Source organism: Streptomyces sp. NPDC004435, from assembly GCF_042873895.1.
Lineage (GTDB): Bacteria > Actinomycetota > Actinomycetes > Streptomycetales > Streptomycetaceae > Streptomyces.
In genome coordinates this window covers 184,679-204,072 of record NZ_JBIAMB010000015.1, presented here as the reverse complement: position 1 = coordinate 204,072, position 19,394 = coordinate 184,679, and the positions used below count along the sequence as shown (strand labels likewise).

Here is a 19,394-nt window from a genome sequence, read left to right as displayed (position 1 = left end):
GACGCAGCCGCGAGCCCGCCGGGTGGGCGGGCCCGCGGCCTCCGGAGGTTCCGGACGGCAGCCGCGGGCGGCGGTGACGGACGGCAGTCGCGGGCGGCGGTGACGGACGGCAGTCGCGGAGGGCAGCCGCGGGCGGCGGTCACGGGCGGCAGCCACGGGCGGCGGTCATGGCCGGCGGTCACGGGCGGCAGCCACGGACGGCGGTCACGCACAGCGGTCACGGACGGCAGTCCCGGGCGCCAGTCCCGGACAAGAGCCGGGCGGCGCCCGAGGGACGTCCTCGGTACGGCGCTGCTCCGAGGACGTCCCTCCCTCGCTCCCGGGGCCCGCCCCGTCGTCGGGCCCCGCGTCCCGGCCGCGCGGCGGCCGGGAGTCCGACGGCGGCTCAGATCAGGGCCACCGCACCCTTCAGGGTCACCACCCGGTCGAAGCCGCGGTCCAGGTCCTCGTCGCCGTGGTGCACGACGAGCAGGGCCCGGCCCTCGGTGCGCCGGCGGAGCGCCGCGAGCACAAGGTCGCGGCCCGTCTCGTCCAGGTTCGCGAAGGGCTCGTCCGCGAGGTACGCGTCGGCGTCCTGGCTCAGCAGCGCGGCCACGCCGACCCGCTGGCGCTGGCCCGAGGAGAGTTCCGAGGGCTGGTGGCCGGCCAGGGCCGTCAGCCCCATGGCGGCCCGCAGCTCCGGGTCGGGGACCAGCTCCCGTACCGGCAGCGGGGGCAGCAGGACCGGGCTGGTGAGGCTCGCCACCCGGGGCGGGCGGGTGACCGTGCCCGCGTCGGGGGCGAGCGTGCCCGTCACGATGTGCAGGAGGGTCGTCTTGCCGCAGCCGTTGGGCCCGCGCAGCAGGACGTGCTCGCCGGCGCCGAGCGCGAAGTCCGCCAGGACGACGTCGGTGCCGTCGCCGTGCACGATCCGGGCCCCCGTGACCCGGACCGCCGGACCTTCCTCGTGGTACGGCAGCGCCTCCGCCGTGCGCAGCGCCTCGATCCGCTTGAGGACCGCCGTGCTGCGGCGGGCCTGCGGGATCATGTTGACGAGGTCGAAGATGCCGGTGACCGCCCGCCAGAGCGAGTTCACGAAGGCGAGGAAGCTGCCGAAGGACATCCGCCCGGAGAAGACGAACAGCGCGCCGACGACCATGGAGGCCGTGTCCGAGAGGTTCATGACCAGATCGCTGAGGGTCCGCTGGCGCTGCGTCAGGCGGTAGTTGACGAAGGTGAGGTCGAGGAAGCCGCGCAGCGCGCCCGCGTTCGCCTCGCGGGTGGCCGGGCGCAGCGAGGGCAGGCCGCGCAGCGCGTGGAAGGCTTCGAGGGTGCGGGTGAGACGGTTGATGTACTGCGCCTCGCCCTCGCGCTCGGGATCGGTGTTGTTCTCGATCCTCCGGGCGAGGCGGTTGCTCACGTATACCAGCGGCGGCACGATCACCAGCAGGATGAGGCTGGCCTGCCAGGAGAGGTAGAGCAGCACGCCGAGGAAGGCGAGCGAGGAGACGGACTGGCGCGCGATGCGGATGGTGACGTCGATCGCCGGCAGCACGCCCTCGTGGACGTCCTGGTGGATCCGGCTGACGTACGAGGCGTTGCCCGCCTCCGCGACCTTGCGGCCGTCGAGCCCGAGGGTGCGGTCGAGGAGCTCGGTCTCCAGACGGAGCCGGAAGTCGTTCTCGTACCGCTTGCGGCGGCAGGCGATCCCGTACGCGGCGGTGTTCAGACCGAGGCCGAGCACCAGGTAGCACCCGCCGAGGAGGAGGAAGGCCCCCAGGTCGGCGGCGAGGATCGCCTCGTCGAACAGGGCCTTGAGGAGCAGGGGGTGGAGGATCGCCTCCAGCCCCCCGGCGAGGGCGTCGGCGGCGGCGATGCCCGCGAAGCCCGCCCGGTGGCCGCGCAGGGTGTGCCAGAGGTGGCTCACCGCGCCCGACCGCCCTGGTCCGCGCCCGGGTCGGTGAGGTCCAGGGCGGTGCCCGCGCCGCCCAGCCGGCCCAGCTCGTCGAGCAGGAAGTCGGCCGTGCCCCCGTGGTGGGCGCGGTGCAGCACCCGCAGGATGCCGGCCGAGCCGGACAGGTAGTCGCAGGCGCAGCGGAGCAGCCCCTCGCCGGGCACGGCGAGCGGGACGACGCCGTCGGGGTGCGGGATCCGGAAGCGTTCCGCCGGCTCGAAGAGGAAGGTCCGGCGGACGAAGTCCAGCTGGCGCAGGGCCTGTCGGCGGTAGTCCGGGTCGCCGGTGACGGCGGTGGCGTCGAGGAGGGCGTCGGCGATGCCGCTCATCCCGAAGCCGAAGGCGGGCAGGACGGTCTGGCGGATGTCGAGCGCCCGGAGGATCGTGCGGGCGTCGTCGAGCCTGCCGTACCGCAGCAGCACCTTGGCCACCCCGGCGGAGCCGACCTCGACGTACGGCTCCATGGTGCCCTCGTGCTCGAACATGACGAGGCCCTCGTCGTCGCCGAGCGGCTCGGCGTGGGCCAGCTCCCAGTCGAGCGCCGCCCCGCCGAGCCGGAGCCACCGCGGATCTCCGGTGACCTGGTGTATCCGCAGCAGGAAGAGGGCGACGCCGGCCTGCCCGAAACCGAGGCCGGTGAGCGGGCCGTCCTTGGCGAAGTCGTTGACCCAGTGGACCAGGCCGCCGTCCCTGACGGCGGTCGCGTCGAGGGCCCGCGCGCACTCCAGGGCCGAGGCGAGATGGGCCGGGTCGCCGTCGCGCAGGTGGAAGTGGAGGTCGGTGGTGCCGAGCCCGGCGAGGCCGTAGAAGAAGGTCGGGTCGCCGGCGTGGAGGGCCCGCCGGTTGGCCGTGGCGAGCAGCTCCCGGGCCTCCGCGCGCAGCCCGAGCGCGTCGGCCGTCCAGGCCAGGCCGGCGAGGCCGCTCATGAGCCCGTCGGGGTACTCGGCCGGGTCGAGGCCGGTGAGGCGGTCGCGGAGCCAGTCCCGCCACTCGGGTCGTACGGGCCGGCCGGAGGCGTGCAGCGCCCAGAGCACGCCGGTGGCGCCGGCGCCGAGGCTGAGCGGGTTGGTGACGTGGGCGAAGGGGTCGACGGGGAAGAGCGTGGCCCGGCCGGGGTCGGCGACGGCCTCGGCGAAGGCGGCGACCCCGGCCGCGGTCTCGGCCAGGCGCAGGCTCTCCTGGACGACGGCGGGGCGCCGCGGGGCGGCCACCTCGGCGAGCAGCGTCTGCTCGTGGGCCTCGTCGAGGGCGGCGAGGACCTCGGGGAGGGTGATCCGGGCGGCGGCGAGGTCGGTGATCAGCCGGTGGAGGCGCCGGGGCCATCCGAGGTCGTCGAAGAAGCCCCGGTACAGGTCGAGGACGTCCTCCCGGAGGTAGGACATCGCGGCGATCGGGAAGACGAAGTAGGCCATCGTGGAGGCGAGGGCGAAGAGGTCGCCCTCGGTGCCGGTGAGCTCGAAGCGGGACCGGGAGAGGCTGAAGCCCGGGGTGTAGAGCTCGACGGGCCGGCCGAGACCGGCGTCCGCCGCGTCCGCGTCGCCGTCGGGCGCCTGGATGAGCCGGCAGGCCTCCAGGTCGACGATCCGCACGTCGTACGTGTCGCGGTCGACGAGCAGGTTGGAGGCGGTGAAGTCGACGAGGAGGACGTTGTTCTCGTGGGCCGCGTGGATGGCGCGGGCGAGGCCGCGGCAGACCCGGATCCAGATGCGCAGGAACTCCCGCGCGCGCTCGACGTCGTAGCCGGGGTGGGCGAGCGGGTTGTGCTCCAGGAGCACGGAGCGGATGTCGGAGCCCTCGATGAACTCCTCGACGATGTAATGGTGTTCCCACTGGCGGAACGCGGTGACGGGGGCGGGGTAGCAGCCGGTGCCGGCCAGGCGCCGGAGGAACTCCCACTCGCGGGCGAGCACGTCGACGGCGTCGTACCCCTGGCGGGGGTTGGCGTTGGTGTGCGGCCTCGCCTCCTTGACGACGACCTCGCGGTCGCCGTCGTGGGTGTCCTCGGCGGTGTACACACCGCCGCTGTTGGAGAACTGGATGGCCCCGGTGACGCGGAAGCGGCCGCCGAGCAGCCCGTCGCCGTCGTCCCCGCCCTCGTCCCCGCCGTCCGGCGTCCAGTCGGTGAACGGCCAGGGCTGCCACTCCGGCCGGAACTCACCGATGGAGCGGTCGTCGCGGACCGGACCTCCGGGGCCCTGGATGTGCGGGACGCGGCGGCCGAGGACGTCGACGGTGTGGGTGTCGAGGAGCTGGCCGTAGCGGAAGTAGAGCGCCTTGTGGTCGCGGTACCGCAGGTCGGAGAGGACGTAGGCGCCCTCGGCGCCCTTGAGGAGACGGGCCAGGTCGTCCAGGCAGCGGCGGAACTCCTCGTCGTCACGCGGGTAGACGGTGATGAGCTTGCCGCCGCTGCCGCGGGACATGCCCTTGGAGTTGAGCATCTCGTAGACGTTGAGGTCGAGCGCGATCTTGAAGTCGATCTCGTTCCCGGTGAGGTACGCGAGCGAGGTGCGGACGACCTCGCCGACGGAGGCGAAGCCCGCCGAGATATGGATCTTCCAGCCCTGGCTCGGGAGCTCGGGGTTGAGCCGGTGGCTCCACCAGATGCCGCTGCGCACGAAGCGGGCCCGGACGCGATCGTCGAGGTCGGCGATGAAGTGGTCGGGCCGGGGCTCGTAGGAGACGTCGAGGGGGTCGAAGAAGAGCGAGTCGTTCCAGGCGAAGAGGAAGCGGTTGACCCATCGTTCGTTGCGCATGTCGGCCTCTTGGGTTCGTCCGAGGGGGCTGCGGGGCGTACGAGAGCGGGAGAGACGTGCACGGGCAGGACCACGGGCACGGAACCGGGCCGGGGCCGGGGGCCGGGGGCCGGGGGCGGAGAGCGGTGACGGGAACGGTGACGGAAAACGGGCCGGGCGGGGGCGCGGAGGGCGCCCCCGCCCGGGGTGATCAGGTGACCGGCGACCAGCGACCGGCGACCGGCACTCAGACCGGCGGCTTGTTGCAACAGTGGCTGGCGCTGCTGGTACAGCTGGCGACGCCGGAACTGTTGGCGACGACGGTCGGCCGGATCGTCTGAAGGCTGAGAACGGCCATGGAGATCACCTCTTCCCCGCTCGGACGGATCAGACCGGGTCGTGGATGCAGCAGCTGCTGTTGCTGCTCGTGACGCTGACGACGGCCGCGCCGCTGGTGACGGCGGTCGGCTGCATCGTCTGAAGCTTCAGGACGGCCATGGATTCACCTCCCCCCGGTCCGGTACGGCACGGGATCCGTCGGTCAGACCGGCTTGGTCTGGCAGCAGGTGCTGCCGGAGCTGGTCACGCTGATGACGGCGGCACCGCTGGTGACGGCGGTGGGCTGGATCATCTGGAGCTTGAGAACGGCCATGGGTTTCACCTCCCTGTTCGGTCGACGTGGCCTCAGTCAACGCCCTCGGCCGGGGGCCGCACATGGGAGATCGCCCCCCATAATTCCGGGCCCGGACCCGTAGGTACGCGCCGGAGACCGGGAGGCCCGGAGCCGGGGGAGAGGCGGGCTTCAGTGGTGGAAGAGCCGCAGACCGGTCCGGGCGAGGGCGATGCCGGACTCGCGGCAGGCGTCCTCGACGTCGCCGGAGCGGATGGAACCGCCCGGTTCGGCGATGCACGTCACCCCGTGCCGGCGGGCGTGGTCGACGTTGTCCCGGAAGGGCAGCGAGCCGTCCGACACGAAGGACACGCCGGTGAGCCCCGCGAGCCAGGCGTCCCGCTCGGCCGCGTCCAGCGTCCCGGGTTCCAGCTCGACCGCCTCGCGGAAGCGGGCGCGTTCGTCGTCGGTCAGGTCGCCCTCGACGAAGCGGACCTGCCAGTTCACCCGGTCCTGGCGGCGGACGCCCGGACGGAACTCCAGCGCACGCGCCAGCGGGTGCCGGCGCAGCCACCAGGTGTCCACCTTGGCCCCGGCGAGCCGGGTGCAGTCCACCCGGGACTGCTGGCCCGCGCCGATCCCCAGGGTCTGCCCGTCCCGCACGTAGCAGACCGAGTTGGACTGCGTGTGGCGCACCACGGCCAGGCCGAGCAGCAGGTCGGAGCGGTTCTGCTCGGAGAGGGAGCCCACGCGCACGTCGGCGAGGAGCGCCCCGGAGAGCTCGACCCGGTCGCGCTCCTGGACGAGTCGCAGGCCGAAGACGTCCCGCGACTCCTCCTCCGGCGGCTCGAACGCGGGGTCGGCCTCCATCACGAGGAAGGCGCCGTTCTTCTTCCTCGCCAGGATCTCCAGCACGCCGGGGGCGTACCCGGGGGCCACGATCCCGTCCGAGACCACCCTGGTGAGGAGTTGGGCCAGCTCCACGTCCACCTGGTGCGAGACCGCGACGAAGTCGCCGTACGAGGACTTCGGGTCGGCGTCCCGGGCGCGCAGGTAGGCGCTGGTCAGCTCGCCCACGGAGGCCGCGTCCACGCCGTACGGGCGGGCGGTCGCCTCGTCGACCGGGCCCGCGAGGGCGGCACCGGCGGGGGAGACGTGCTTGAACGACGCGGCGGCGGGCCGGCCCAGGGTCCGCGCCGCCTCCCGCACCAGCTGCCAGGAGTTCAGCGCGTCCAGGAGGTTGATGGAGGAGGGGCGGCCCTGGAGCACCCGGAGCGGCACGCGCTCCGGGTCCACCGGTACGGCTCTGGCCGCCGCCTGCTGGGGATTGATTCCGTACCGCATGTCCACGCCGGGACTCCTCGGGGTGCTGGGGAGGCCGGAGGGACGCCCAGGCGGTCGGCGTCGGATCCGAGGAGAGGTCGCTTCCCTGTGGTGCTCCACGTGCGCCAGTCACGACCGGGAGGATCGTATCCACGACGGCGGACGACCGGCAACGCGCGGTCGTTTCATGGCCGTTCACCCGTGGGTCAGGATCAGCGGCAGGGCGTCCGGTTCGGGCGAGCGCACGTGCAGGATGCACCCCGCCGACGCCGACACGGCAGAGAGCGGCGGCCACGAGCAGGCCCCCGTGTCACACGGGCGACGTGCTCGATGAGGTCGCCGCGGACTCGGCGCGGGCTCAGGCCGAGGCGGGTGTACGGGACAGGGCCGTGCGGATCGCGAAGAAGCCGAGCAAGCCGCCTGCCGTGATCCGCTGGGCGGCCATCACACGGGGGCGGGCGGCCAGGAACCCGGAGACCCGTGCCGCACCCAGCATGATCAGACCGTTCACCGAGATCCCCACGATGATCTGCACCGCACCGAGCTGGAGCAGTTGAGCCCAGGCGGGACCCGCCTGCGGATCCATGAACTGGGGCAGCAGGGCGGCGTACATGAGAGCGATCTTGGGGTTGAGGAGGTTGGTCAGGAGCCCCATCGAGAACAGACGGGCGTCGGAGACGGGAGGCAGGTCCCGCGCCGGGGCGAAGGGGGAGCGGCCGCCGGGCTTGAGCATGCTCCAGGCCAGATAGGCCAGGTACGCGGCCCCGGCGAGCTTGACCACCGTGAACGCGAGGGGCACGGCGGCGAACAGCGCGGACAGGCCGGCGGCCGCGGCCAGCAGGTAGCACACGAATCCCACGGCGGTCCCGCTCAGGCTGACCAGCCCCGCCCTGCGGCCCTGGGTGATCGCGCGGGAAGCGAGGTGGATCATGTTCGGTCCCGGAGTCAAGGCCATGCCCAGTTCGACCAGGGCCACTCCTCCCGCCGCGGCCCAACTGATCACTGGTCAACTCCCCCTCGTCGGCCAGGCACTTGCTCCCGGGCGCAGGCCGGCGCTCATCGCGTCGGATGTCCACGACGCCTCCGCAGGGCCCGCGCCGTCACCTCAGGATACGTCCCCGCCGATCGGAGCCGGGGTGCACCCCGGCTCCGATCGGCAGCTCGCCCAACCGCGCTTCGGACACCGGCGGACCGCGCGGACCTGCGGAGGGATTCGGCTACTTGGGCATCAGGACCGTGTCGACGATGTAGACGTTGGCGTTGGCGGTCTTGACGTTGCCGCAGACGACCTTGGAGGAGTCGTTCACGGTGTACTCCTGGCCGGAGCCCTTGGTGGTGATCATGCCCTTCTGGAGGGTCTCGAAGGAGCCGTTCTCCAGCTGCTGGGGAGCGAGCTTCTCGCCGACGACGTGGTAGGTGAGGATCTTGGTGAGGGTGGCCTTGTCGGCGAGCACCTTGTCGAGGTCGGCCTTCGGGATCTTGGCGAAGGCGTCGTTCGTCGGCGCGAAGACGGTGATGTTCTCGGCGTTGTTGAGGGTGTCGACCAGGCCGGCCTGCTTGACCGCGGTGACGAGCGTGGACAGGGCCGGGTTGTTGGACGCGGCGGTCGCCACCGGGTCCTTCGCCATGCCGTCGAAGGAGCCCGCGCCGTCCTTCGGCACGCCGGCACACGCCGGGCCGAAGGGCTGGTCCATGGTCATGGAGTCCTCGGTGGGAGCCTCGTCGGCCGTGCTGGAGGCGGCGGCGGAGGAGGGCGCGGACGCCTTGCTCTCGTCACCGGAGTCCGAGCAGGCGGCGAGGGAGAAGGGGAGGACGGCGGCTGCGGCGACGGCGACGGCGCCACGACGGAAACGGAGAGAGTTCATGGTGTGTGCTCCTTCTATGGATGATCGGGATCTGTACGACAGGGCTGGTGGTGCTCCGTGGGCGCGGTCGCGCCGACGGTGGTCTAGGTGACGGTGACGAACACGCTGTGCCGGCCGCTCGCGCCGTCGGGGACGGTCCTGGTGCGCTGTTCGGTCTGGACCCGTCCCGTGCCGTCGGTTGCGCGGACGGTGAGGTTGTGTCCGCCGGGGGTGGCCTGCCAGCGGTAGGACCACTGGCGCCAGGTGTCGACGGTGTCCTGTGCGGCGAGGTCGGCGTCCTGCCAGGGGCCGTCGTCCACCTGGATCTCGACGCGGGTGATGCCGCGGCGCTGTGCCCAGGCGACTCCGGCGACGGTCACGGTGCCGGCGCCGGGCCGCGCGAACGGCTTCGGCGTGTCGATCCGGGACTGCGTCTTGACCGGGGCCCGGCGAGCCCACTTCCGCTTGACCCAGTAGGCGTCGTAGGCGTCGAACGTGGTGAGCTCGATGTCCTCGATCCACTTGCAGGCCGACACGTAGCCGTACAGGCCGGGGACGACCATGCGGACGGGGAAGCCGTGGTCGAAAGGCAGCGGTTCGCCGTTCATACCGACGGCGAGGATCGCGTCGCGGCCGTCCATGACGTCCTCGACCGGTGAGCCGAGCGTCATGCCGTCCACGGAACGGGCCACCAGCTGGTCGGCCCGGCCCCCCGCCGAAGGCGGTTTCACCCCGCACTCGGCCAGCAGGTCCGAGAGGCGGACCCCCAGCCATCGCGCATGGCCCGCGTAGGGGCCGCCGACCTCGTTCGAGACGCAGGTCAGCGTGATGTCCCGTTCGACGAGAGGCCGGGCCAGAAGGTCGTCGAGCGTGTAGGTCCGGGCGCGGGCGACCCCCTTGCCGTGGATCCTCAGCCGCCAGGTACCCGCGTCGACCTTGGGCACGACGAGCGCGGTGTCCACACGGTAGAAGTCGTTGTTGGGGGTCGTGAACGGAGTGATGCCGGGGACCTTGAGCTGGACTCCCTTCGGCAGCGGCCGGGCCGGCGACGCCGGCGCGGGAAGCACGAGGCCCTCGCGAGAGGCGACGGCTCCCTGTGCCTGACGGCCGGTGAGGTACCGGCCGAGCAGCCCGGCCGCCCCCGCACCGACGGCGGTGACGCCGGCCGCGACGAGAAAGCCACGCCGGTTCCAGCCCCCTCCGCCCGCGCTGCCCTCGGGGACAGCGGACCGGGAGGCCCGGCCCGCCAGTACGTAGAGGACCAGGGCGCCCGCCGACGCCCCGAGGAGCGACGGCAGGATGTCGCCGATGCCCCGGGAGTCGGGGCGACTCGCGGCAGCCGCCGCCCCGATGAGCCCGAACAGCAGGACACCGCACGAGCCCGCCCGCCGGTGCCGGACGGCGATGACACCCAGCGCGGCCGCGATCAGGGCCAGGACCGCGAGGATGCCGAGCTGGAGGACCGTCTTGTCGTCCTCGCCGAACGTGCGGATCGCGAAGTCCTTCACCGCGGCCGGAGTCCGGTCGATGACGGCGCCGCCGACGACCGTGACGGGCCCGGCCGCGGGCCGGACCAGACCCGCGACCAGCTCGGCGACGGCCAGCGCGGCGAAGCCGGCGAGAAGCCCGGCCGACGCGCCCGGCACGGTGCGGGAGAGGGTGCTGCGAAGTCTGCTCACGAGCGGTATTCGGCGAGCCCCGCCGAACGGATTGGTCTGTCACCCGGATCGGTGACCACTTGACGGTCTGTCCGACTCGGTTTCGTGCGGCGCCGGTTGCGGACACGCCCGCGCCGCCGGCCCGGGCGGGCGTCAGCGGAGCGGGCGGTCCGTGGCCCGGATCGGCGCGGGGAGCTCGGTGGCTCCGCGCAGGAAGCGGTCCGTCGCGGCGGCGGCCGCCCTGCCCTCCGCGATCGCCCACACCACGAGCGAGGGGCCACGCCCCGCGTCGCCGGCGACGAAGACGCCGACGGGCGCCCCTTCCTCCGGCCCCGGCGCGGGTGACGGCGGGAGTGCCGCGAAGGACGGAGTGCGGGCGAAGGTGCCCTCGGCGTCGGAGGCGAGCCCGAGAGGGCCGAGCAGACGGGGATCCAGACGTGGGCCACTGAACCCGAGCGCGAGCAGCACGAGTTGAGCCGGGAGTTCGCGCGCCGAATCCGGCAGGGGGTTCCTGCTGCCGGGCTCCACCTCGCTCAGGACCAGGGCCCTGACCCTTCCCGACGGATCGCCGTCGAAGCGCACCGCGACGGAGGAGAAGGCTCTGGGGTCGCTGCCGTCACGGGTCCACGCCTCCTCGTGGGCATGGGACGTCCGGAAGATCTTCGGATGGACGAGCGGCCACGGCTCCCCGGCCGTACGGTCGCGATCCGGCCGCGGGTGGACGTCCACCTGGACGACGGACGCCGCGCCCTGCCGCAGCGCGGTGCCGAGGCAGTCGGATCCCGTGTCCCCTCCGCCGATGACGACCACATCCCTGCCCCGCGCCGAGAGCGACGGGGGAACGGGGCTGGACGGTGTGGCGCGGTTGGCCGCCTCGAGGTACTCCATCGCCTGATGCACACCCGCCAACTCCCGCCCCCGGCATGACATTTCTCGCGGTACGGTCGCTCCCGTGGCGACCACCACCGCGTCGAACTCGGCCTTGACCCGGGCCGCGTCCACGGAGCCCCCGACCTCCGCGCCGGGACGGAACCGCGTGCCCTCCTGCGCCATCTGCGCGATCCTGGCGTCCAGTACGTCCTTCGACATCTTGAAGTCGGGGATGCCATAGCGAAGGAGTCCGCCGATCCGGTCCGCCCTCTCGTAGACCGTGACGGCGTGGCCGGCGCGGGTGAGCTGTTGGGCCGCCGCGAGGCCCGCCGGCCCGGAACCCACGACCGCGACCGAGCGCCCCGACGCCTGGGCCGGCCGCAGCGGACGTACGTATCCGCGTGCCCACGCCTCATCGGCGACGGTCTGTTCGATGCTCTTGATCGTCACGGGATCATCGGTGAGCGCGAGGACGCAGGATTCCTCGCACGGCGCGGGGCAGAGCCGTCCGGTGAAGTCGGGGAAGTTGTTCGTCGCGTGCAGCCTTTCCGAGGCGGTGGCCCAGTCCCCGTGGGCGGCGTACGCGTTCCATTCCGGGATGAGGTTGCCGAGCGGGCAGCCGCCGTGGCAGAAGGGCACGCCGCAGTCCATGCAGCGCCGCGCCTGCCCGGAGACCACCGGCAGCAGCGGCCTGCCGGCCCGCAGCTCGTCCCAGTCCCCGACGCGTTCGCCGGGTGGCCTGGACTGCGCGGGTCGCCGCGGTATGTGCAGAAAACCTGCGGGGTCGGTCATGGTGCCCTCGGCGGGGCTCTGGGAGATACCGGCATGAAAGACACCTCATCGTACGTCCGCCGGCCCCTTCGGACCGCCCCGGCCGACCGCCCGGCCCGCTCCTCCCCGCCGCGGCCGGAAGCGAGCACAGCGAGCACCAGGACCGCCGCCTCCGGCGACGGATCCCGGAAAGTCCCCCGTCCTGCCATCCGGCCGGGCGACGGGCCCGAACCACCTGTAGGAGGGCAGACCACCGCCCACCGGCCACCGCTCACCGGCCACCACCTAGCGGCCGGCGACCACGGGCCGGCGCTTACAGGCCACCGCTCACCGGCCACCACCTGACGGCCGGCGACCACAGGCCGGCGCTCACCGGCCACCGCTCACCGGCCGGTGCGGCTCGGGGCGGTCCACGCCCTCCGGATTCTCCGGCGCACGACAGAAACCCTTCAGGGGAGCGACCTCATGAGAGGCAATCCGCCAGAGGCAAGGGCCACCCGCCTGGACGACCGAACGCCCCCGGGCCGGACCGACACCGCCGGCGTGGAGGAGCTCCTGAGCCGCCTCCTTGCGGAGGCCGCGCGGCTGGACTCCGTGCCGCCGGACAGCGACTTCTTCCGTGAGCTGGGCGCCGACTCGATGATCATGGCGCAGTTCTGCGCGAAGGTCAGGAAGCAGACCGGGCTGCCCTCGGTGTCGATGCGGGACGTGTACCGGTACCCGACCATCCGCGACCTGAGCGCGGCTCTGTCGGGGCGGATCGGCGCGGAAGCTCCCGGCGCCCCGCCACCCGCTCCCGAGGCGGCCTCCGCAAGGCCCGTGAGCGAGGCGGCCGCCGCCGTCCCCGTGGGCGAGGAACCCGGCACTCGCCCCACTCCCTCCGGCCGCCCCCGAGTCCTCCTCTGCGGACTGATCCAGCTGCTGAGCTATCTCGGCTACGCCCTCCTCGTCGCCGTCATCATCACGCGCGGCTACACATGGATAGCGGCGGGCGACGGCCCGGTCGACGACTATCTGCGCTCGGTCGTGTTCGGAGCGGCCGTCCTCGCGATCCTGTGCGCCCTGCCCATCGTCGCCAAGTGGCTGCTCGTCGGGCGGTGGAAGCCGGTACGGATCCGGGTCTGGAGCCTCGGATACGTGCGGTTCTGGCTGGTCAAGACCCTGGTCCGGGTGAATCCGCTGGCGCTGGCCGTGGGGACGCCCCTGTACTCGTTCTACCTGCGCGCGCTCGGCGCTCATCTGGGCCGCGGCGTCGTCGTCCTGTCCCGCAGCGTGCCCGTCTGCACCGATCTGCTCTCCATCGGGGCCCATACGGTCGTCCGGAAGGACTCGCTCATCAGCTGCTACCGCGCCCGCGACGCGGTGATCGAGACCGGCCCGGTCACCCTCGGCCGGAGTGTCGTCGTCAGCGAGTCGACGGTGCTCGACATCCGGACCGCGATGGGCGACCACTCCCAGCTCGGTCACGCGTCCTCGCTCCACGCCGGTCAGTCGGTGCCCGCGGGGGAGAGCTGGCACGGGTCTCCCGCGCAGCCTTCCGGCAGCGACTTCCACGGCGTCGAGGCCGCCCGCTGCGGTGCGCTGCGGCGCGCCGTCCACGGGATCGGGCAGGTCGTGGTCGCCACCGCGGTCGTCGCGCCCCTCGCGGTCGGCGGGCTGGACGTCCTGCTCTCCAGGACTCCGCAACTCGCGGCCGTGCTGGAACCCGGCGCCGCCGCCCTCTCCGACCTCGGGTTCTACGGCGGCCTGCTGGTGCTGACCGCCCTCGTGTTCTTCGGAGGGATCCCCGTGGCCCTGCTGCTCCTGGCCGGCGTCTCGCGCCTGGCCGGCCGGATCGTCGTGCCCGGACGCGTCTACCCGCTCTACGGCCTCCACCACACCGTCCACCGGCTGACGACGGTCCTCACCAACCGGAGGAGCCTGAACCGGCTCTTCGGCGACAGCTCGGCCGTCGTCCCCTACCTGCGGTGGATCGGATACGACCTCTCCCACGTGGAGCAGACCGGATCGAACTTCGGGACGGTCGTGAAGCACGAGAGCCCTCTGATGAGCCAGGTCGGCAGCGGGACGATGGTCGCCGACGGCCTCTCCCTCATGAACGCGGACTACTCCAGCACCTCGTTCCGCGTGTCCCCCACACGTGTCGGGGCCCACTGCTTCCTCGGCAACCTGATCGCCTATCCGACGCGTGCCAGGACGGGAGACAACTGTCTCCTCGCCACCAAGGTCATGGTTCCCGTGGACGGGCCCCTCAGGGAGAACGTCGGACTGCTGGGTTCCCCCAGCTTCGAGATCCCCCGCTCGGTGCTCCGCGACAGCACCTTCGACGAGGTCCGCTCCGGTGCGGAGCTGTCCCGTCGTCTCTCGGCGAAGAACCGGCACAACGCCGTGACCATGGCCTGGTACCTGACCACCACGTGGCTCCACCTCTTCCTGGTCACCGTGCTCCTCGCCGCCGCCGCGGACCTGTACGGACAGGCGGGCGTGTGGGCGTTCGCCCTGGCCAACGCCCTGCTGCTCCCGCTGACGATCGCCTACTACGTGCTGGTCGAGCGGATCGTCACCGTGTTCGCGCCGCTCGGACCGCTGTTCTGCTCGATCTACGACGTCCGGTTCTGGAGGCGGGAACGGTACTGGAAGGTGCCGTCCGAGACGTACCTGCGCGTCCTGAACGGCACGCCGTTCAAGACGGTCGTCTGGAGGTTGCTGCGCGTCCGGGTCGGCAGGGGCGTCTTCGACGACGGCTGCAGCCTGCCCGAGCGGTCGATGGTGACCATCGGCGACGGCTGCACGCTCAACGCGGGCACGGTCGTCCAGTGTCACTCCCAGGAGGACGGCGCGTTCAAGTCGGAGCCGAGCGTGCTGGGCCCGGAGACCACGCTGGGGGTCGGTGCCTTCGTCCACTACGGGGTGGGGATCGGTGCGCGGGTGCTCCTGGAGACCGACTCGTTCCTGATGAAGGGCGAGACGGTTCCCGACGACGGCCGCTGGGCCGGCAACCCCGCCCGGCCGGCCGACCACCCCGAGTACGGAGGCGGCTTCCGATGACGCTCACCCATGACGTGCTGCCCGGGGAGACGGCGTCCGCGACCGGATGGACCCCGATCCCCCACTGGACGACGACACCCGTGCGGGGCGTGGCCGACCGTGCGAGCGAACTCCCGGACGGCACGGAGGCCCTGCTGCGGCTTCGCGCCCGGGAGCTGCGCGTGACGCCTTCGGCGCTGCACCTCGCCGCGCACGCCAAGGTCCTCGCGGCGCTGTCCGGGGAGACGGCGGTGACCTTCGCCCGCACGACCGGGCGAGGGCGGTACCTGCCGTGCCGGCTGACGGTCGCACCGGGCACCTGGCGGGAGCTCGTACGGGCCGCCGCCCGGGCGGAGGACCTCCTCCGTACCGAGCCCCCCGACCAGCTGCCGGCGAGCCGGCGGAGCCGCCCCGAAGCCGTGTGCGACCCGGAAGGGCACGGGCCCGACCTGCCCTCCGGCGCGGTCCTCTGCGTCTCCGTACGGGAGGACGCCGGACGACCGGTCCTGATGCTGCGCTTCCGTACCGACGCCCTGGACGCCGACGCCGCCGACCGGATCGCCGGCTACCACCTCGTGGCGCTCCGAGGCATCCTGACCGATCCCGACGCCCGCCACGACCACCAGTGCCTGCTGTCGGAACCGGAGCTACGGTTCCAGACCGACGGCCTCGCCGGACCCCCGCGAACCCTGCCGGACAAGCGGCTCCACGAGCTGTTCGAGGAAGGGGCGCGCCGGCATCCGGACAGCGTCGCCGCCGTGCACCGGGGGCGACGGTGGACCTACCGCGACCTGAACGTCAGGGCCAACCGGCTGGCGCGGGCCCTGCTGGCCCGCGGGACGCGGAGCGAGGACGTCGTCGCCGTGGTGCTGCCCCGGGACCTGTCCTGGATGGCCGCCGTCCTCGCCGTCTTCAAGGCCGGGGGCACCTACCTTCCGGTGGACCCGGACTACCCGCCGGAGCGCATCGCCACGATGCTGGAGCGCGCCTCGTGCCGCGTCGTCCTCACCGAGCCGGGCAGCGCCGGACACCTCGCCGGGATCCTCGCCACGGCAGCGGGACCGGACGTCATCGACGCCCCCGAGGTCACGGAGAGCGGAGCCGACGGCAGCGACCCCGGCGTCCCCGTACCGTCCGACGCCCTCGCGTACGTCTTCTTCACGTCGGGCTCGACCGGCGAACCGAAGGGAGCCATGGTCGAGCACGCCGGCATGCTGAACCACCTGCTGGCCAAGACCGACGACCTGCGCATCGACGCCGGGTCCGTCGTGGCCCAGACGGCCTCGCAGTGCTTCGACATCTCGCTGTGGCAGCTCCTCGCCGGCCCCCTCGTGGGCGGACGGACCCTGCTGGTGGAACAGGACGCGGTCCTGGACGCGCACCGGTTCCTCGACCTCGTCGCCGAGGAGCGGGTCAGCGTGCTCCAGGTCGTACCGTCCTACCTCGACATCCTCGTCCAGGCCCTCGAACGCACACCGCGCGCGCTGCCCGCCCTGAAGTGCGTCTCGGCGACCGGGGAGGCCCTCCGCGCCGAACTGGCCAGACGGTGGTTCGGCGTCAGCCCCGGCACCAGCCTCGTCAACGCGTACGGGCTGACCGAGACCTCGGACGACACCAACCACGAAGTGATGCGCGAAGCGCCCCGGCGGGACCGGATCCCCCTGGGACGGCCCATCCACAACGTGCGCCTCTACGTGATGGACGACAACCTGACGCCCGTCCCGCTCGGTGCGCCCGGCACCATCGCCTTCTCCGGCGTGTGCGTGGGCCGCGGCTACGTCAACGACCCCGACCGCACGGCCGAGTCCTACCGGCCCGATCCCCTCCGTCCCGGAGAGCGCCTCCACCTGGGCGGAGACCTCGGCCGCTGGCTGCCCGACGGAAGACTCGAATTCCTGGGACGCCGCGACTCACAGGTCAAGATCCGGGGCTTCCGGGTGGAGATCGGCGACGTCGAGTCGGCTCTGCTGCGGGTGCCCGGAGTCCGTGACGGCGCGGTGGTCGTCACCGGGGCGGAGGGGCGCGGGCCGGACCTCGTCGCCTTCCACAGCGGCGACCCGACGCTCGGCTCCGACCGGCTGCGGCTGCTGCTGGGCGAGTTGCTGCCCGCCTACATGGTCCCGACCTCGTGCCACTGGCAGGACACGCTGCCCCTCACCCCCAACGGGAAGATCGACCGCAAGGCCCTCGCCGCCCTCGCCGAGACGTGGGGAGCCGGTGCCGGCCGGGGCGAGGCACCTCGCCCCGGCACGGAGGAGCGGCTGGCCGAGGCATGGGCGGCGGTGCTCGGCACCGATCCCTCCACGATCAGGAGGGGTGACGCGTTCTTCGACCTCGGCGGCACCTCCCTCACCGCCGTGGAACTCGCCGTGGCGCTCGACAGGGTCGTGACCCCGCGCGACCTGAGGACCGCTCCGACCCTCGCGGCCCTGGCCGAGCTCATCGACGCACGCGGAGGTGAGCGCTCCGACGCCGACCGTCCGTAGGCCGAGACCAGCCCCTCCGACACGCACGGAACGAACCAGGAGAACGACATGAGGACCGCACTGTTCCGAGGACACGACACACCGGTTCCGACGGCCCCACCGGAGATCGAGAGTTCGGCGGGAGCGGCGGCGGCGCCCGCCTGGGTGGCGGAACACCACGACGAGCTGCTCGGATCCGTCGCCGAGCACGGAGCGGCCGTCGTGACCGGTCTCGGTCTGCGCACCGTCTCCGACGTCGTCGCCGTCCTCACCGCGCTGGGAGCGAGCCCGGCCCGGGACACCGAGGGCTTCGCCCCCCGCACCCCCTACGCCGACGGCGTCTACTCGTCGGCCGCCTGGCCGCCGCAGCGCCCGATGTGCATGCACCACGAGTTGAGCTACGCCGGACGGTTCCCCGGCCTCCTCTGCTTCGCGTGCCTGGAGGCACCCGCCGCGGGAGGAGCCACCGCACTGGCCGACGCCGCCGCCGTGCTCGAAGCCCTGCCCGAGGACGAGGTGGCCCGCTTCGAGCAGGAGGGCTGGATCCTCACCCGGGCCTACCACGACGAACTCGGCGCCACCCTCTCCCAAGCCTTCGGCAGCACGGACCCCGCCGCGATCGACGCCTACTGCCGCGCCAACGGCATCGAAACGGACTGGCAGCCGGACGGATCCCTGCGGACCCGACAGCACCGCCAGGCCGTCGTACGGCATCCGGAGACGGGCCGGCGCTGCTGGTTCAACCAGATCGCCTTCCTCAGCCGGTGGACGATGGACCCCGAGGTGCGTGAGTTCCTCGTCGAGGAGTACGGCCCCGAGGGACTGCCCTTCGACACCCGCTACGGCAACGGCGACCCCGTCCGGGCCGGCACCGTCGAGGAGATCAACCGCGTGTACGAGGCGCACACCGTCCGCCGCGCGTGGCGGGACGGCGACCTGATGCTCGTCGACAACATCCGTACCGCGCACAGCAGGGAACCCTACGAGGGGTCCCGGCAGGTGGTGGTGGCCATGGCGGACCCGAAGAGGCAGCCGACCCCCGGCGAGCGGTGGAGGAGCGCGGCGACATGAACACCCTGCACACCCTGCCCGAACCGGTCCTGCCGCCGGAGGACGTCTCGGTACCCCCGTTCGCCGTCGTCCCCGGCCGGCAGGTGAAGCGGGTCCTCGACGGCGAGGAGACCACCGTGAAGGGCCTCGTCGAGTCCGCGTACCACCTGCACGCGGCGGGGCGGACGGTGAATCCCGCGTCGACCTTCCTGCGGTTCCCCGACCGGTCGACGGCACGCATCATCGCCCTGCCGGCCTCCCTCGCGGGCGACTCCCGCGTCGACGGGCTCAAGTGGATCTCCAGCTTCCCGGCGAACGTCAGATCGGGGATCCCCCGGGCGTCCGCGGTCCTCATCCTCAACGACCCGGTGACCGGCTACCCCTTCGCCTGTATGGAGAGCTCGGTCATCAGCGCCGTCAGGACGGCGGCGTCCGCCGCCTCCGCCGCCGACTGGCTCAGCCGGGGGAGGCCACGGGCCACCCGCGTGGGATTCGTCGGAACGGGCCTGATCGCCCGCTACATCCACACCTATCTACGGGGCACCGGCTGGTCCTTCACCGACATCGGCGTCCACGACCGCTCCCCCGAGAGCGCCGCGGGCTTCAGGACCTATCTCGAACAGTCCGGTGCCGAGGGGTACATCACCGTCCACGCCGGGCCCGAGCAACTCGTGCGCAGCAGCGACCTGGTGGTCTTCGCCACCGTGGCGGCCACTCCGCACATCACCTCGCCCGCCTGGTTCGACCACCGTCCGGTGGTCCTCCATGTCTCGCTGCGCGACCTCGCCCCCGAGATCCTGCTGTCGGCGACGAACGTCGTCGACGACGCGGAGCACTGCCTGCGCGCCCGGACCTCCCCGCACCTCACCGAGATGCTCACCGGCAACAGGGACTTCGTCGCCGGCACGCTGGCCGACGTGATGTCCGGCCGGGTGTCCGTGCCGGCGGACCGGACCGTGGTCTTCTCCCCGTTCGGTCTCGGCGTCCTCGACCTCGCCGTCGGCAAGTACGTCTACGACCGACTGGCGAGGTCCGGCGAACTCGTCGTCGTCGACGACTTCTTCGCCGAGCTGGACCGCTACGGATAGGCGTCCCGAGGTCCCACCGGCCC

Annotated in this window: 14 protein-coding genes and 1 riboswitch; of the genes, 4 read left to right on the top strand and 10 right to left on the bottom strand. The window is 72.6% G+C overall.

The window, feature by feature from the left end; genetic code table 11:
* Positions 1-385 precede the first annotated feature (385 nt).
* The 10 genes from ACFYT9_RS26355 to ACFYT9_RS26310 form a co-directional block, all read right to left on the bottom strand.
* The gene (locus tag ACFYT9_RS26355) at positions 386-1,906 is read right to left on the bottom strand and encodes an ATP-binding cassette domain-containing protein (protein WP_389167840.1); all 1,521 of its coding nucleotides are present in this window, start codon (positions 1,904-1,906) and stop codon (positions 386-388) included.
* Positions 1,903-4,686, bottom strand: a complete 2,784-nt coding sequence (gene lanKC, locus ACFYT9_RS26350) for a class III lanthionine synthetase LanKC (protein WP_389167837.1) — start codon at positions 4,684-4,686, stop codon at positions 1,903-1,905. The genes ACFYT9_RS26355 and lanKC overlap by 4 nt, the downstream gene beginning before the upstream one ends.
* Positions 4,687-4,912: 226 nt before the next feature.
* Entirely contained in the window at positions 4,913-5,023 is a 111-nt protein-coding gene (locus tag ACFYT9_RS26345; protein ID WP_376605565.1) for a class III lanthipeptide, read from the bottom strand.
* A gap of 29 nt (positions 5,024-5,052) precedes the next feature.
* Positions 5,053-5,163: a class III lanthipeptide gene (locus ACFYT9_RS26340; protein ID WP_376605563.1), complete on the bottom strand. Its 111-nt coding sequence runs from the start codon at positions 5,161-5,163 to the stop codon at positions 5,053-5,055.
* A 43-nt stretch (positions 5,164-5,206) separates the two neighbouring features.
* On the bottom strand, positions 5,207-5,317 hold the full coding sequence (locus tag ACFYT9_RS26335) for a class III lanthipeptide (RefSeq protein WP_376605561.1): 111 nt from the start codon (positions 5,315-5,317) through the stop codon (positions 5,207-5,209).
* A 150-nt stretch (positions 5,318-5,467) separates the two neighbouring features.
* Positions 5,468-6,619, bottom strand: coding sequence for a phosphoribosylaminoimidazolecarboxamide formyltransferase (locus tag ACFYT9_RS26330; RefSeq protein WP_389167932.1), 1,152 nt, complete (start codon positions 6,617-6,619; stop codon positions 5,468-5,470).
* A gap of 37 nt (positions 6,620-6,656) precedes the next feature.
* A riboswitch (ZMP/ZTP riboswitch) is annotated at positions 6,657-6,741 on the bottom strand.
* A gap of 215 nt (positions 6,742-6,956) precedes the next feature.
* The gene (locus tag ACFYT9_RS26325) at positions 6,957-7,601 is read right to left on the bottom strand and encodes a LysE family translocator (RefSeq protein WP_387274033.1); all 645 of its coding nucleotides are present in this window, start codon (positions 7,599-7,601) and stop codon (positions 6,957-6,959) included.
* 214 nt (positions 7,602-7,815) lie between these two features.
* Positions 7,816-8,463, bottom strand: coding sequence for a fasciclin domain-containing protein (locus ACFYT9_RS26320; RefSeq protein ID WP_389167834.1), 648 nt, complete (start codon positions 8,461-8,463; stop codon positions 7,816-7,818).
* An 83-nt stretch (positions 8,464-8,546) separates the two neighbouring features.
* On the bottom strand, positions 8,547-10,130 hold the full coding sequence (locus ACFYT9_RS26315; RefSeq protein WP_389167929.1) for a molybdopterin-dependent oxidoreductase: 1,584 nt from the start codon (positions 10,128-10,130) through the stop codon (positions 8,547-8,549).
* 123 nt (positions 10,131-10,253) lie between these two features.
* Positions 10,254-11,762 carry a glutamate synthase subunit beta gene (locus ACFYT9_RS26310; RefSeq protein ID WP_389167832.1) on the bottom strand — a complete coding sequence of 503 codons (1,509 nt, stop codon included), beginning with the start codon at positions 11,760-11,762 and terminating at the stop codon, positions 10,254-10,256.
* A gap of 444 nt (positions 11,763-12,206) precedes the next feature.
* On the opposite strand from ACFYT9_RS26310, the gene ACFYT9_RS26305 reads away from it, so the two are divergent.
* From ACFYT9_RS26305 to sbnB, 4 genes are read left to right on the top strand one after another with little or no spacing between them, the layout of a single operon-like run.
* Positions 12,207-14,789, top strand: coding sequence for a Pls/PosA family non-ribosomal peptide synthetase (locus ACFYT9_RS26305; RefSeq protein ID WP_389167829.1), 2,583 nt, complete (start codon positions 12,207-12,209; stop codon positions 14,787-14,789).
* Positions 14,786-17,254 (top strand): amino acid adenylation domain-containing protein, encoded by a 2,469-nt coding sequence (locus tag ACFYT9_RS26300; RefSeq protein ID WP_389167827.1) that lies wholly within the window; start codon positions 14,786-14,788, stop codon positions 17,252-17,254. The genes ACFYT9_RS26305 and ACFYT9_RS26300 overlap by 4 nt, the downstream gene beginning before the upstream one ends.
* Before the next feature lie 48 nt (positions 17,255-17,302).
* Positions 17,303-18,304 (top strand): TauD/TfdA family dioxygenase, encoded by a 1,002-nt coding sequence (locus ACFYT9_RS26295; protein ID WP_389167825.1) that lies wholly within the window; start codon positions 17,303-17,305, stop codon positions 18,302-18,304.
* Positions 18,301-19,371: a 2,3-diaminopropionate biosynthesis protein SbnB gene (gene sbnB / locus ACFYT9_RS26290; RefSeq protein ID WP_387274021.1), complete on the top strand. Its 1,071-nt coding sequence runs from the start codon at positions 18,301-18,303 to the stop codon at positions 19,369-19,371. Before ACFYT9_RS26295 ends, sbnB begins: the two co-directional genes overlap by 4 nt.
* The last annotated feature ends 23 nt before the right edge of the window (positions 19,372-19,394 follow it).